This window comes from Serratia sp. BNK-10 (assembly GCF_047456065.1).
Taxonomy (GTDB): domain Bacteria; phylum Pseudomonadota; class Gammaproteobacteria; order Enterobacterales; family Enterobacteriaceae; genus Serratia; species Serratia ureilytica.
Window position 1 is genome coordinate 4,932,159 of record NZ_CP179894.1, and the last position, 13,097, is coordinate 4,945,255.

The 13,097-nt window shown below is 56.1% G+C and carries 13 protein-coding genes; 7 read left to right on the top strand and 6 right to left on the bottom strand.

The features are described from left to right. Nucleotides 1–21: 21 nt before the first annotated feature. Both ACMGG9_RS23680 and ACMGG9_RS23685 read right to left on the bottom strand, forming a co-directional pair. A complete protein-coding gene (locus tag ACMGG9_RS23680; RefSeq protein ID WP_172755523.1) occupies nt 22–963 on the bottom strand; it encodes an ornithine cyclodeaminase family protein in 942 nt (313 codons plus the stop codon). Beyond that, complete coding sequence (locus ACMGG9_RS23685) at nt 950–1,918, bottom strand: threonine/serine dehydratase (RefSeq protein WP_042783385.1); 969 nt, start codon at nt 1,916–1,918, stop codon at nt 950–952. Before ACMGG9_RS23685 ends, ACMGG9_RS23680 begins: the two co-directional genes overlap by 14 nt. A gap of 462 nt (nt 1,919–2,380) precedes the next feature. Here ACMGG9_RS23685 and ACMGG9_RS23690 point away from each other — a divergent pair, with 462 nt between their 5' ends. Further along, on the top strand, nt 2,381–3,661 hold the full coding sequence (locus tag ACMGG9_RS23690) for a DUF3748 domain-containing protein (protein WP_033645140.1): 1,281 nt from the start codon (nt 2,381–2,383) through the stop codon (nt 3,659–3,661). A gap of 30 nt (nt 3,662–3,691) precedes the next feature. On the opposite strand, the gene ACMGG9_RS23695 is transcribed toward ACMGG9_RS23690, so the two are convergent. Next, complete coding sequence (locus tag ACMGG9_RS23695; RefSeq protein ID WP_016929593.1) at nt 3,692–4,039, bottom strand: YceK/YidQ family lipoprotein; 348 nt, start codon at nt 4,037–4,039, stop codon at nt 3,692–3,694. Between the two features lie 309 nt (nt 4,040–4,348). Between ACMGG9_RS23695 and ibpA the strand changes: the two genes are divergently transcribed. From ibpA to ACMGG9_RS23710, 3 genes are all read left to right on the top strand, one after another. Further along, nucleotides 4,349–4,762, top strand: a complete 414-nt coding sequence (gene ibpA / locus ACMGG9_RS23700) for a small heat shock chaperone IbpA (protein ID WP_004933919.1) — start codon at nt 4,349–4,351, stop codon at nt 4,760–4,762. A 106-nt stretch (nt 4,763–4,868) separates the two neighbouring features. Then, nucleotides 4,869–5,297 carry a small heat shock chaperone IbpB gene (gene ibpB / locus ACMGG9_RS23705; protein WP_004933922.1) on the top strand — a complete coding sequence of 143 codons (429 nt, stop codon included), beginning with the start codon at nt 4,869–4,871 and terminating at the stop codon, nt 5,295–5,297. A gap of 167 nt (nt 5,298–5,464) precedes the next feature. Further along, nucleotides 5,465–7,123, top strand: coding sequence for a putative transporter (locus ACMGG9_RS23710; RefSeq protein ID WP_033652317.1), 1,659 nt, complete (start codon nt 5,465–5,467; stop codon nt 7,121–7,123). A 10-nt stretch (nt 7,124–7,133) separates the two neighbouring features. Here ACMGG9_RS23710 and ACMGG9_RS23715 read toward each other — a convergent pair whose 3' ends face one another. The 3 genes from ACMGG9_RS23715 to ACMGG9_RS23725 all read right to left on the bottom strand — a co-directional run bounded on the left by ACMGG9_RS23715 (nt 7,134) and on the right by ACMGG9_RS23725 (nt 9,060). Continuing rightward, nucleotides 7,134–7,514: a type II toxin-antitoxin system VapC family toxin gene (locus ACMGG9_RS23715; RefSeq protein ID WP_025304766.1), complete on the bottom strand. Its 381-nt coding sequence runs from the start codon at nt 7,512–7,514 to the stop codon at nt 7,134–7,136. After that, complete coding sequence (locus tag ACMGG9_RS23720; protein ID WP_025304767.1) at nt 7,514–7,735, bottom strand: ribbon-helix-helix domain-containing protein; 222 nt, start codon at nt 7,733–7,735, stop codon at nt 7,514–7,516. The genes ACMGG9_RS23715 and ACMGG9_RS23720 overlap by 1 nt, the downstream gene beginning before the upstream one ends. Before the next feature lie 74 nt (nt 7,736–7,809). Beyond that, nucleotides 7,810–9,060, bottom strand: a complete 1,251-nt coding sequence (locus ACMGG9_RS23725; RefSeq protein WP_273974498.1) for a valine--pyruvate transaminase — start codon at nt 9,058–9,060, stop codon at nt 7,810–7,812. 1,014 nt (nt 9,061–10,074) lie between these two features. Between ACMGG9_RS23725 and ACMGG9_RS23730 the strand changes: the two genes are divergently transcribed. The 3 genes from ACMGG9_RS23730 to ACMGG9_RS23740 all read left to right on the top strand — a co-directional run bounded on the left by ACMGG9_RS23730 (nt 10,075) and on the right by ACMGG9_RS23740 (nt 13,017). Next, a complete protein-coding gene (locus tag ACMGG9_RS23730) occupies nt 10,075–10,854 on the top strand; it encodes a 2OG-Fe dioxygenase family protein (RefSeq protein WP_033645137.1) in 780 nt (259 codons plus the stop codon). A 79-nt stretch (nt 10,855–10,933) separates the two neighbouring features. Continuing rightward, nucleotides 10,934–12,073, top strand: coding sequence for a trans-sulfuration enzyme family protein (locus tag ACMGG9_RS23735; protein ID WP_033645136.1), 1,140 nt, complete (start codon nt 10,934–10,936; stop codon nt 12,071–12,073). A gap of 5 nt (nt 12,074–12,078) precedes the next feature. Then, complete coding sequence (locus ACMGG9_RS23740) at nt 12,079–13,017, top strand: phosphotransferase (protein WP_414161754.1); 939 nt, start codon at nt 12,079–12,081, stop codon at nt 13,015–13,017. The last annotated feature ends 80 nt before the right edge of the window (nt 13,018–13,097 follow it).

Consider the following 13,097-nt stretch of genomic DNA (forward strand, 5'->3'; position numbering starts at 1 on the left):
GCGGGGCGCTGCGGCGCCCCTTTATACTTTCGCCAACACCCCTTTGGCGATCTGCAGATCCTGAATCGCCAGCCCGGTGAGATCGGCGATGGTGATGTGCTGCGGCTCGCGTCGTACCCGCCCTCCCTGCGCCAAGACGGCGCCAATTTCGACGATTGGCGTTGAAATCAGCCTTTTTTGCCGATAAGCCGTCGCGATCTCGCCATAGTCCGCACACTGCGCCAGGGCATCGACCAGCAGCGCGTCCGCGCGGGCCACCAGCTCGGTCGCCAGTTCCTGCTTGCCGGGCGTGTCGGCGCCCACGGCGGTGATGTGCGTACCGGGCCGAATATCCGCCGCCTGCAATATCGGTTCGCGGCTGGGCGTGGTAGTCACGATCAGCTGACAGTGCGCCGCCAGTTCCGCCGCATTCTGCGTAACCCGCACCCGAAAACCCTCGGCTTCGGCATCGCGCCGATACGCCGCCAGCGCCTGTTCGTCTCGCCCCCACACCCATACCTCGCGGCAATCGGTCACCGGTTTCAGGCATTGCAGCTGCAGCCGCGCCTGCAGGCCTGTGCCGACAATGCCGATCGCCTGAATATGCGGCGGCGCGCACAGCTCGGCGACGATGCGGCCGGCCAGGGCGGTGCGCAGCGCGGTCAGCCAACCTTCATCTTGCAGCAGCGCCTGCGGCTCACCGGTCTGGGCGGAGAACGCCATCATCAGCCCCTGATTGCTCGGCAGGCCGTGTTCGGCATTGCGATAGAAACCGGTAGAGATCTTGACCACGAACAGTTCGTCGCCTTCCAACCAGGCGGACTTGATGCAGCAGTCGCCGTCGGCCCGCTCGAACAGGAAATGCTGCACCGGCGGCTGTTGCACCCGCTGTTGCGAGTAGGCGATAAAACCCTGCTTCAGCAGCGGCGTTATGGTCTCGGCGTCGAACGCGGCGAGGATTTGCTGCCGATTAAGGATGTGCATCGGCGATGGCCTTGAGGTATTTCTCCAGCACGATGTTCTTGCCGCACAGCACCACCGCCACCTTTTTACCCTGGTATTCCGGCGCCAGTTTGATCGCCGCCGCCAGCGCCACGCCGGCCGCGCCTTCGATAATCCAACGATCGCTGGCGGCTATCCGGCGCATCGCGTGTTTAATCTCCGCCTCGCTGACCAGCACTTTGCGGTCGATCAGCTGTTGGCACAGCGGAAAGGTCACGGCGCCCGGCTCGACGCCGCCGGCGGTGCCGTCGGACAGGGTTTCTTGCTCTTCCACCGGGAAGATATGGCCCGCTTCCAGCGCGCTGTACAGGCTGGTGGCGTTTTCCGGCCAGCAGGCGATAAGCTGCGTGTTCGGCGACAGTTGCCGCAGAACGGTGCCGATGCCGGCGATATAACCCCCGCCGCCGACCGCCACGAACACGGCGTCCAGATCGGTGAGTTGTTCAACCAGCTCCATGCCGCAGGTGCCCTGGCCGGCGATCACCTGCTCGTCGTTATACGGCGAGATATAGGTTTTTCCCTGTTCGCGTGCGGCCTGTTCCCCCGCCAGTTCGGCGTTCAGCGCATCGCCCGGCACCAATTCCACGGTGCCGCCCAACGCGCGAATGGTGTCGAGCTTGATGCTCGCCGCCGTCTCCGGCGCATAAACCGTGACGCCAACGCCCATCAGTTGCCCCGCCAAAGCGACGGCCTGACCGTGGTTGCCGGTAGAGGCTGCGATCACGCCGCGCCGGCGTTGCTCGTTATCCAGCAGCCGCAGCTTGTTGCTGGCGCCGCGAAATTTAAAGGAACCGGTGTGCTGCAGGTGATCGCATTTCAAATACAGCTCGCAACCCAATTGCTGAGAAAGCAGCACGCTGCGCTCCAATGGCGTGACTCGCACCTGAGGGCGCAGTTGCTGATGGGCAGAAACAATGGCATCGAAAAGGGGGTTCATACCGGCTCCGGATTTTTTAGACTTAAAATCCAGTTTGTACTTTTTTGTATGGATTGTAAACCCCGTCGGGCAACCCGGCCAGAAAGCGGAAATGGCGGGGGTACGGCATCGCGTATGCGGTGAAAATAAACATTACTGGGCGTTTAGCGGCACAATTTTTTATTTATTTGCGTTAAGTAAGGTGCCGCTGTGGGCGTATTTAATGAGGAGAAGGATAATCAATAAAATAATGCTCGCTTCCTTTACTTATACCGTTTGGGCGTCGTTGAGTTTCCCCATCAGGAATGGGGCCGGCTAGCCGGGCGTTTATTTCCTGCCGGCGTCGTCGATAGGCTTAACGGATAAGTCTCATGGAAATTTCGACGCGGGAAAGCCCCCGGCTCGTCCTTGCCGGCCATATGAAACGCGGCTGCCGATCCGGTAAGATGGCCGTTCAGTGCCAGCATGCGCAGGAGAGCCGCCATGAGCCATCGGGAAAAACAACTGACTTTCGACCCACGCGGGCATCAGTTAACCAATATCAACGTCTGGACGCCGGACAGCCAATGGCTGGCTTATGACGTGCGCCCGCGCGGCGCCTCTTTCACCGGCCTGAGCATCGAGCGGGTTAACGTCGCCAGCGGCGCGGTGGAAGTGGTTTATCGCGCCCAGCACGGCGCACACGTCGGCGTGGTCACGGTCAGCCCCGATGCGCCGGCGCGTTACGTCTTCATCCACGGCCCGGAACACCCGGACAGCGCCTGGCAGTATGATTTTCATCACCGCCGCGGGGTGATCGTCAGCGAACCGGATCGCGAGTTGGCCATTACCCTCGACGCGCTGGATATCACGGCGCCCTACACGCCCGGCGCGCTGCGCGGCGGCAGCCATGTGCACGTTTTCAGCCCGGACGGCAGCCGCCTCAGCTTTACCTACAACGATCACGTGATGCATGAATGCGATCCGGCGCGCGATCTGCGCAACGTCGGCGTGGCCGTGCCGCTGCACGGGGTCAATCCGCCGAAACAGCATCCCCGTGAATATGACGGCAGCCACTATTGCGTGCTGGTTAGCGAGACCGTGCCGCAGCCGCAGCCGGGCAGCGATCAGATCAATCGCGCCTACGAAGAAGGCTGGATTGGCCGCGAAGGCTACCGTAAGGCCGACGGCAGTCGGCAACGTTGGGCGCTGGCGTTCATCGGCGATACGCTGTCCGCCGCCGGCGAGAAACTGCCGGAGGTGTTTATCGTCGATCTGCCGGAGAACGACGCCGACTACGCCAGGGCCGGCACGGTGCCGCTGCAGGGGACGGAAAGCGAGCTGCCGGCGCCGCCGCTTGGCGTCAGGCAGCGGCGGGTGACCTTTACCGGTGAACGCCGTTTTCCGGGCGTGGTCGGTGCGCCGCGCCATTGGCTGCGCAGCTCGCCGGACGGCAGCCAGATAGCTTTTCTGATGAAGGATGACGGCGGCGTGGTGCAACTGTGGACGGTGTCGCCGAACGGCGGTGAGCCGCGCCAGGTCAGCCGCGGCGAGCATGACATCCAGTCGGCGTTCAGCTGGCACCCGCAGGGCGGGACGATAGCCCTGGTGTGTGACAACAGCGTGATGCTGTGTGAGGTCGCCAGCGGCCGCCTGCAGCGTTTAACGCAGCGCAGCGTGCAGCCGCCGTCGGGGGATGCCGTGGTGTTTTCGCCGGATGGCAAGAAAGTGGCATTTATGCGCGAGATTGCCGGATTCAACCAGATCTTTGTGGTTGAGGCGTAAGGCGGGCCTGATGGCCCGCTGCGTGCGTGATTAGTGTGTGGCGGTGCTGTCGTTGCCCTCGCCGGGGTTGCCGGTTGCCGCCAGATTCTGTTGCTCGCTGCGCAGGATGCGCGCTTTTGGCGAGTCTGCGGTGGCGTCATTGCCTGAACGCAGATAGTCGTAAGGCAGCAGCACGGTATCCATCACTGCGGAGAACGGCAGATCCAGCGCCACCAGCGGCATCATCGCCCAGCTGGTGTTGTCGTCCTTCAGCATGTCCACGCTGGCGCGGGTGCCGGGATAGTAACCCTGATTCGGGCCGGTATGGCTCATCACGCTGGAGCAACCGCTGGTCGCCAACAACATGCAGCCCGTCGCTATCGCTTTCATCGTCGTCATTAATCCATCCTGCAGGGTTGCTGTGCCCCTAAATTAAGCTGATTTATAACATCCTGTTGCTGCTTTAAAAGAAGCAAAATCCCGCTCTGTGGCGGCTCTCTCACTTTAGTGTAAGTGGTAAAAAAACTTTCACCTAACCGAAAAGCGCTTTTTTTGATCCTCGCCCGTTGAATTGATGAAATCAACCCCCATTTTATCATCAGAGCCGGATTGAGAATTTGCCGTAAGGGAATTCTGGCTTAATTAGCCTGTCCAGAATGGAAGGCGTATTTATTTCAACCTCGCTGAAGTGCCTTAGGAGGCTGTTTTATGCGTAATTTCGATCTTTCTCCGCTATACCGTTCCGCCATTGGTTTCGATCGCCTGTTCAACGCGCTGGAGGCCGGCCAGAGCCAGGGCAACGGCGGTTATCCCCCTTATAATGTCGAGCTGGTGGACGAAAATCATTATCGCATCGCCATTGCGGTAGCCGGGTTTGCCGAGCAGGAGCTGGAGATCACCACGCAAGATAATCTGCTGATCGTGCGCGGTGCGCACAATAACGAACCGGCAGAAAAAACCTATTTATATCAGGGCATCGCTGAGCGTAATTTCGAGCGTAAATTCCAGCTGGCCGAACATATTCAAATTAAAGGCGCCAAACTGGAAAACGGTCTGCTGTATATCGATATGCAGCGCATCGTGCCGGAAACATTAAAACCGCGCCGTATCGAAATTAAATAATTCCGTTTTCGCCGGCAGGAACGCTGTCGGCAAATATGCAGTAATAATCCGCCTGCCGTCAGGGGGCTGAATAAACACATCTCGCTTAATGAAAGGAGTTGTTCCTATGCGTAATTACGATCTATCCCCGCTTCTGCGTCAATGGATTGGTTTTGATAAACTGGCCAGTTCCATGGGGGGCCAGGAACCCCAGGGGTTCCCGCCGTATAACATCGAGAAAAGCGATGACAATCACTACCGCATTTCTCTGGCGCTGGCCGGTTTCCGGCAGAGCGAACTGAATATCGAAGTGGAAGGGCCGCGGCTGACCGTCAGCGGTAAACCCACGCCGCCGGAAAAACAGGTCGAGTACCTGCATCAGGGGCTGGTGTGCAAAGAGTTCCAGCTGACCTTCACTCTGGCGGAACACCTGCAGGTGTCCGAGGCCAAATTTGAAAATGGCCTGTTGCACATCGATCTGGTGCGTCAGGTTCCGGAAGCCTTGCAGCCTCAGCGCATCGCCATCGGCGCGACGCCGGAGCTGGAAGCCAAATAACCGACTGAAAAACGGTCATCATCATGTGGGGGAGATCCAGACGGATCTCCCCCGTTGCGTTATGTGGCGCACGCCACAGTCCCCCCGTCTGCCCGATGCCATAATCCTTGTTAATTGTGTGTCTATGTCCGCAAATCCCCTATTCAACTTTGGCAAGGATGTGACCTATGAGCGATATCGCCCTGACCGTCAGCATGTTGGCGTTGGCGGCCGTCATTGGGCTGTGGATGGGGAACTGGAAGCTGTACGGTGTCGGGCTGGGGATTGGCGGCGTGCTGTTCGGCGGCATCCTGGTCGGCCACTTCGCCCAGAGCGGGCAAATCAGCCTGAACGGGGACATGCTGCACTTCATCCAGGAGTTTGGCCTGATCCTGTTCGTTTACACCATCGGCATTCAGGTTGGCCCCGGCTTCTTCTCTTCGCTGCGCGTCTCCGGTCTGCGGCTCAACGCCTTCGCGGTGCTGCTGGTGCTGACCGGCGGCGCAGTGGCGGCGGCGGTGCACAAGCTGTTCGACGTGCCGCTGCCGATCATCCTCGGCGTGTTCTCCGGCGCGGTCACCAACACGCCGGCGCTGGGCGCCGGTCAGCAAATCCTGACCGATCTCGGTTCCGATCCGGCATTGGTGGACGGCATGGGCATGGGTTACGCCATGGCCTATCCGTTCGGCATTTGCGGCATCCTGCTGGTGATGTGGCTGATCCGATTGGTTTTTCGCATCAACATCGAGCGCGAGGCGCAGGCGTTTGAAAGCAGCCTGGGCAATCAGCGCGAGCTGTTGCACGCCATGAACGTGGCGGTGCGTAACCCCAATCTGCAGGGCATGGCGATCAAAAGCGTGCCGCTGCTCAACGGTGAAGCGATCGTCTGTTCGCGCCTCAAACGCGGCGAGCTGTTGATGGTGCCGGCGCCGCATGAGCGGCTGGAGCTCGGCGACTATCTGCACCTGGTGGGCAAACGCGAAGATCTGGAGAACGCCCGGCTGGTGATCGGCGAAGAGGTCGACGCTTCGCTGTCCACGCGCGGCACTGCGCTGCAGGTAGTGAGGGCGGCGGTGACCAACGAGCAGGTGCTGGGGAAAAAAATCCGCGATCTGAACCTGAAGCAGAAGTATGACGTGGTGATTTCACGCCTCAACCGCGCCGGCGTGGAGCTGGTGGCCGGCAGCAACGTGACGCTGCAGTTTGGCGATATTCTCAACCTGGTCGGCCGGCCGGAGGCCATCGACGCGGTGACGGCAATCGTCGGCAACGCCCAACAAAAGCTGCAGCAGGTGCAGATGCTGCCGGTCTTTATCGGCATCGGCCTCGGGGTGCTGCTGGGCTCCATTCCGCTGTTTGTGCCCGGCTTCCCGGCGGCATTGCGGCTGGGGCTGGCCGGCGGGCCGTTGGTGGCGGCGCTGATCCTGGGGCGCATCGGCAGTATCGGCAAGCTGTACTGGTTTATGCCGCCGAGCGCCAACCTGGCGCTGCGCGAACTGGGCATCGTGCTGTTTCTGGCGGTGGTCGGTTTGAAATCGGGCGGCAATTTTATCGATACGTTGCTGCATGGCGAGGGGCTGACATGGATTGGTTATGGCGCGTTGATCACCGCCATTCCGCTGCTGAGCGTCGGCATTCTGGCGCGCACGGTGGGCAAGATGAACTATCTGACGCTGTCCGGCATGCTGGCGGGATCGATGACCGATCCGCCGGCGCTGGCCTTCGCCAACGGCCTGCATCCCACCAGCGGCGCCGCCGCGCTGTCTTACGCCACCGTATATCCGCTGGCGATGTTCCTGCGCATCATGTCGCCGCAGCTGCTGGCGGTGCTGTTCTGGACGCTGTAGTGCGGATCGTCTACAGCCGATAAGGCATCAACACGCCATTGTCAGTGCCGAAATCTTTGGGGTTGCGGGAGATGAGCATCCGGAATCCCACCTGCGCTGTGGCCCAGATAATGGCGTCTGGCAGTTTCACATGCTGTGAGTGGCGCAGTTCTACGGCGCGTTCGGCGACTTCATCGGTAATAGGCAGCAGCAGAAATTGCCCTAAAAACTGACGTGTTTTCAGCTCCAGTGCCGGACCCTGTTTTTTAGCACCTACCATCACTTCCATCCAGGTGATGGCGCTGATGGCCGGATTGATGTGATACTCGACCAGAACGTCCCTGGCTTGAGGAATGCCGTTGAGATAATCGATCAGGATATTGGTGTCGAATAACGCCCGTTGAGCCACCATTATTCCCACTCCTCGCGCTGACGATTTTCGTACTCCACGCCATCTCCCATCGCCCCGGACCAGAGCCCGAAAGCGTTGCTGGGATCTTCCACGTGGTTCTCCGTCAGATAGCGAGAGACTGCTTGACGAATGATCTCGGCCCGGGGAACGTGGCGGATATTTTTCAGATTATCGAGCTGCCGCAGGTCTTCTTCAGGTAAATCGATCACGATGCGAGTCATCGTTGGCCCTCCAAAAAAAGATATACGATATATGCATCGTATATCTTTATCGGTCGATTTTCAATCAGTCGGCGTTAGCCTTCCTGATGTGCGCGCTCGATCTCTTCCGCCAGAATAGCCACGCCGCGCTCGATTTTCTCCGGATCGGGCACGTAGTTCATGCGCATGCACTGGTGGGTATGCGGCCATTCATGCTCCAGCCCCGGGAAGAAGTAGTGGCCGGGTACCATCAGCACGCCGCGTTTTTTCAGGCGCTGATACAGCACTTCGGTGGTGATCGGCAGATCCTTGAACCACAGCCAGAGGAAGATTGCCCCTTCCGGTTTGTGGATCAGGCAGCGTTCCGGCGACAGGTAGCGGCGAATGATCTCGATGGTGTGCTCGACGCGCTGTTTGTAGAACGGGCGAATCACCTCGTTCGACAGGCGCAGCAGATCGCCGCGCGCGATCATTTCCGTCGCCATCGCCGGTCCCATGCTGCCTGGAGACAGGCTGATGATGCCGTTCATGTTGGTCAACGCGGTGATCACCTTCTCGTCGGCGATCACGATGCCGCAGCGCGAGCCGGGCAGGCCGAGCTTGGACAGACTCATGCACAGGATGGTGTTCGGGTTCCACAGCGGCGTGGCGTCGCTGAAGATGATGCCGGGGAACGGCACGCCGTAGGCGTTGTCGATGACCAGCGGAATATCGCGCTGTTGCGCCAGCAGATCGAGCTTCATCAGCTCTTCGTCGGTGATCACGTTGCCGGTCGGGTTGGTCGGCCGTGAAACGCAGATCATGCCGATGTCATCGCCGATGGTGAGGTGTTCGAAATCGACGTGATACTTAAACTGGCCGTCCGGCAGCAGCTCGATGTTCGGTTTGGCGGAGACGAACAGCCCTTCATCCAGCCCGGCGTCGGCATAGCCGATATATTCCGGCGCCAGTGGGAACAACACGCGGCGGCGCGAGCCGTCGGCGTAGCGGCCGGCGAACAGGTTGAACAAGTAGAAAAACGCGCTCTGACTGCCGTTAGTCAGTGCAATATTCTGTGGCGAGATCTCCCAGCCGAGCTCGTCGCGCAGCAGATTGGCCAGCGCTTTCAGCAGCGCGTCCTTGCCTTGCGGGCCGTCGTAGTTGCACAGCGCTTCGGTCAGTTTGCCCTGGTCGAGCATCTCCTGGCACAGCTGTTTGAAATACGCTTCCATCTCTGAGATCTGTGCGGGGTTGCCGCCGCCGAGCATGATGGCGCCGGGGGTGCGCAGGCCTTCGTTCAGGTCGTCCATCAAACGGGTAATGCCCGCATAACGGGTAAATTTTTCGCCGAAAAGTGAGAAAGTCATAGGTGCAGCAGTACTGTTTTTTAGCAGGTAATCACCCACCATACCGCCAGATAAACCCCGCTGCAATGCGGCTGACAAATCGACCGGTGGGCACAAGTTTTGCCCTGCATTCGATTAGCAGCATATTACGCTGGATTATTGTGACCGTTCGCCGGCCCACGCCATTATCACCTCAACCTTTCAGCTACGCGATCTTAGGGTTGGCACAGGTTTTGCGGCCCCGACCCAGATCACACTTTTTCGCTGCATTTCATTAACACTATGGCAATTTATAACCATATCGAGTAACTTCCGCATCCGTTAAATTTAGCTTAACAATAAAGATTGTCTAAACTAATGCTCGGAAAGGGATGAGTAGTGCGGTAGCGTGGATGAAGCCATGCCAAAAGCACGGCTTTCAAGGCGATTTTACTTGCCTGACCATAGGTTGATTGCCAGTTTCGTCCCTGTCTCTCTACAGAGTAATCGGTTTGATGAGAGGTGTCTCCTGCTGGCCAGCATGGGGCATGTAGGTTGCCGTTGCCGAAAATCGGCTTTTTTGTATAAAAAACACTAATCATACTGCCCGCGAGGGAGCCGCAAATAGCATTCAGCGGCGTAACGCCAGGGTAGGGCGCTCTGTGTCCGGCAGATGCGCATCGCCAGGCATCGCAGCCCATTAGGTGGGTAGGGTTGGAGGATAAAGGTTTCGCGCCGATTCACCTGGCGTCATTTGAAAACCCGTATGCAGCGTAGACTTTCGCTCACCGCGTACAAGTGAGATGAGGTCAGGTAGCAATGAAAAACAGCGCAAGTCTGGTTTCGATAAATAAGTGGAAAAGAAATCTATAAAATTCTCTTTCGCACTTTTTAGCGTGCAGGAAGTTTAAAGAATAAATAATCAAGCTCTTTTATTTGTGAGATGAATTACTTCACTTGAAAAACAGGGAAGCATTTGCTGTTCAATGTTCATGAGCATTGCGGTGAACATCAATATGTCGTTATTCCAATCAGAGTAAAAAGGAAGATTGCACGATGATTCGTGGTAACATTAAAGAGTTTGAGAACACACTTGAGTGCCGTGTGAGCGCATACCCCATGATGACAGATGTAGGGTATTGCAAATTGGCTTCGGATGACTTTAACCTTACCGATGCGCAAAAATCAGACTTAAGTATTATTCAGCGGCATTTCGATACGCTTGCTCTGGATCCCTACGGTGAAAATGCGGGGCGCTATCGGCAGCACAGTAAATATGTGCTTTTACCTTGCTTTAATCTCTTGATTCCTCAATCTTCCGAACACGCCTACAGTTACAAACAAGATGTCGGATTTAATGATGAAGTCGTTGAGGAGGCAAGGAAGTTTCAGCCTGTCCCAAACGAAATTTTGTCAAATAATCTGATCACGTCGCTTGTCCTGCATGATTTTAAAAATTCCCCGTTACATGAGTATGCTTCCACGATTCCCATGGAGGTCGGCATTCACTTCATCAGAATGAAAGCGACGGTTGATGCGCCGGGGATTTCCGTACCGAATCGACTTCATAAGGATGGCGAGCCTTGCACCTGGATACATTTGATCAATCGTGATGGTGTTTCTGGCGGTGAGAACATCATTACAGATAACACCAAGACGAACATCCTGTGTAATGAGGCGATGCTCAAACCGCTGGACTCCATCGGCATCGTTGATGATCTAGTCTGGCACCAGGTGAAACCGGTTCATGTGGATGGGCACGGTAAGGTGGGCTTCCGCGATGTCATATTAATCGATTTCACCCCGATGTTCGCGGTGCCAAATAACCCATCGTAATAAAGACTCACATGAACGGGGGGATCCTTTATTCAAGGCATGCCCCCCACTTCCTGATACTCGAAAATAGGCAGTAACCGTGTTAGCAAAAGAAACTCTTGCCGTTCACAGCGGGACCATTATCGACGAAATGCATGGTGGCATTCTTTCTCCGCTATTCTCCGCGAGTTCTCACAAGCATCTTGATATGACAGAAGATGTCTATCCAAGACATGGTAACTTACCCAATCAGCGCGCCGTTGCCGAGAAGATGTGCGCATTGGAAAGCGGTGGTGAGGCCGCTCTGGTATTCAGTTCCGGTATGGCGGCTTTCGCGACGGCGATGCTTTCGCATTTAAAAGCCGGTGACCATATTGTTTTACAAAACGGCGTGTATTCAGGTGCGCTCAAGTTTGTACAGAATCATTTTGCAAAATTAGGCATCACATACAGCGTTTCGGAGAGTTGTGAAGTAGAGAGCATCATCGCATTAGTCCATTCGAATACGCGAATGATATATATCGAAACACCGACTAATCCATTGCTTAAAATTCTGAACATTGAGCTATTGACCCGATTCGCCAAGAGTCGGGGGGTGTTCACCATTATTGATAACACCGTGGCGACGCCGATCAACCAAAACCCTCTGGAATATGGCGTCGATTTGGTATTGCACAGCGCCACCAAGTTTTTGGGCGGCCACGGCGATGTGTCAGGCGGCGTGGCTGTCGGCAGTGAAGAGTCCATTGCTGCAATGGCCGAATATATGAATGACTTTGGCGGGTGTCTGAACGCGCAGTCATGTCATCTGCTTGAGCGAAGCTTGCGCACGTTGGCCATTCGAATGAATGCCATTAACCGCAACGCGATGGAACTGGCCAGCCGTTTAAATGAGCACCCTAATGTGACGAACGTGTTCTATCCGGGGTTGCCGAGTCATCATAATCATAGCGTAGCCCGCGAACAGATGCGGGGGTTCGGCGGCATGGTCAGCTTTGAAATCGCTCCGCGGTTTGACGCGACAAGTTTTCAGAAGAAGTTAAATCTCATCGTCCCTTCCAACAGTTTGGGGGATTTGGAGACCACGCTGAACTCGCCTTATCAGGCCTCATCGTCGTTCAGAAGTCTTAGCGAGCAGGAGCAGAAAAAATCAGGGATTACGAGGCAATTAATACGAATGTCAGTCGGCATCGAAGACGTTAATGACTTGTATGAAGATTTGCATCAAGCGCTCAAGTGAATGATATGGAATTAGAAATGCAAACAGGCTCAACGTTGAATAGTGATGAAGTTCACCGCATAGAATCTCTTTATGGGCTGACGGTAAAAAGCAGCGCCTTCTTGGGGATGGGATCCGGCAATACCAATTACTGCCTCGAAACGGATATCGGCCGCTGTGTTTTCAGCATTATTGAAGAGCAAAGCCGTGATGACGTTGAGATCATGGCAAAGACGCTGGTATGGCTAGAAGCACATGATTATGAGACCTCCTTGCTGGTCAAACCCAAAGGGCAAGAAAGCTATTCAATTATATTAAGGGGCAAGCACTCTCTATTAAGAACCTATATGGATGGCGCCGTCCGCCGGGATTTCAACGAGCATATGCTCAGGCAGCTCGGCGTTGCCATGGCGAAACTGCATACGATCCCCGTCCCTAATTTCTTAACAGACTCAGTCTTCTATGAGCAGAAAAAGTTCATGGATGCCCTCGATGCCAATATCGATCAGGATTATGAGCGCTGGGCCAAAGACAGACTCAGGCATCTTGCCGTAGAACGCATCAGCGGCTTGCCTACCTCTGTCATCCACTCCGATCTTTTCTACGACAATATGCTGTTTGAAGGCGAGCAGTTCGTCGGCATGATAGATTTTGAGTTGACCTGTATTTATCACTCCGTTTTCGATATCGCCATGGCGATTGTCGGCACCTGCGGCATCAATGGGACGCTGTCGCCGGAAAAAGCGAAGCATATCATCGCGGGTTATAATTCTATAAGAATGCTTGAAGCGCGCGAAATTAAGGTGTTGAAAACCTATACGGAATACGCCGCCATCCTGACATCTCTTTGGCGTTATTGGCGGTATAGAATCTATCAGCCGGGTAGTGATAAATCTGATAAATATCGCGAAATGACAAGCTTGGCTAAAAGTATTGAACGCACCGACTTCTCACAAATTTGCTGACACGTTCCCTTCATAAAGTAAAAGGGCGTCGAGCGTAAATTCGACGCCAAGACAATCGAACGTTAATATTCGGCCCTGAT

Coding starts and splice junctions, on each gene's coding strand:
- ibpB (WP_004933922.1), top strand. CDS start 4,869: ATGCGTAATTACGATCTATCCCCGCTTCTGCGTCAATGGATTGGTTTT.
- ACMGG9_RS23720 (WP_025304767.1), bottom strand. CDS start 7,735: ATGACTCGCATCGTGATCGATTTACCTGAAGAAGACCTGCGGCAGCTC.
- ACMGG9_RS23690 (WP_033645140.1), top strand. CDS start 2,381: ATGAGCCATCGGGAAAAACAACTGACTTTCGACCCACGCGGGCATCAG.
- ACMGG9_RS23725 (WP_273974498.1), bottom strand. CDS start 9,060: ATGACTTTCTCACTTTTCGGCGAAAAATTTACCCGTTATGCGGGCATT.
- ACMGG9_RS23685 (WP_042783385.1), bottom strand. CDS start 1,918: ATGAACCCCCTTTTCGATGCCATTGTTTCTGCCCATCAGCAACTGCGC.
- ACMGG9_RS23680 (WP_172755523.1), bottom strand. CDS start 963: ATGCACATCCTTAATCGGCAGCAAATCCTCGCCGCGTTCGACGCCGAG.
- ACMGG9_RS23695 (WP_016929593.1), bottom strand. CDS start 4,039: ATGACGACGATGAAAGCGATAGCGACGGGCTGCATGTTGTTGGCGACC.
- ACMGG9_RS23730 (WP_033645137.1), top strand. CDS start 10,075: ATGATTCGTGGTAACATTAAAGAGTTTGAGAACACACTTGAGTGCCGT.
- ibpA (WP_004933919.1), top strand. CDS start 4,349: ATGCGTAATTTCGATCTTTCTCCGCTATACCGTTCCGCCATTGGTTTC.
- ACMGG9_RS23715 (WP_025304766.1), bottom strand. CDS start 7,514: ATGGTGGCTCAACGGGCGTTATTCGACACCAATATCCTGATCGATTAT.
- ACMGG9_RS23710 (WP_033652317.1), top strand. CDS start 5,465: ATGAGCGATATCGCCCTGACCGTCAGCATGTTGGCGTTGGCGGCCGTC.
- ACMGG9_RS23740 (WP_414161754.1), top strand. CDS start 12,079: ATGGAATTAGAAATGCAAACAGGCTCAACGTTGAATAGTGATGAAGTT.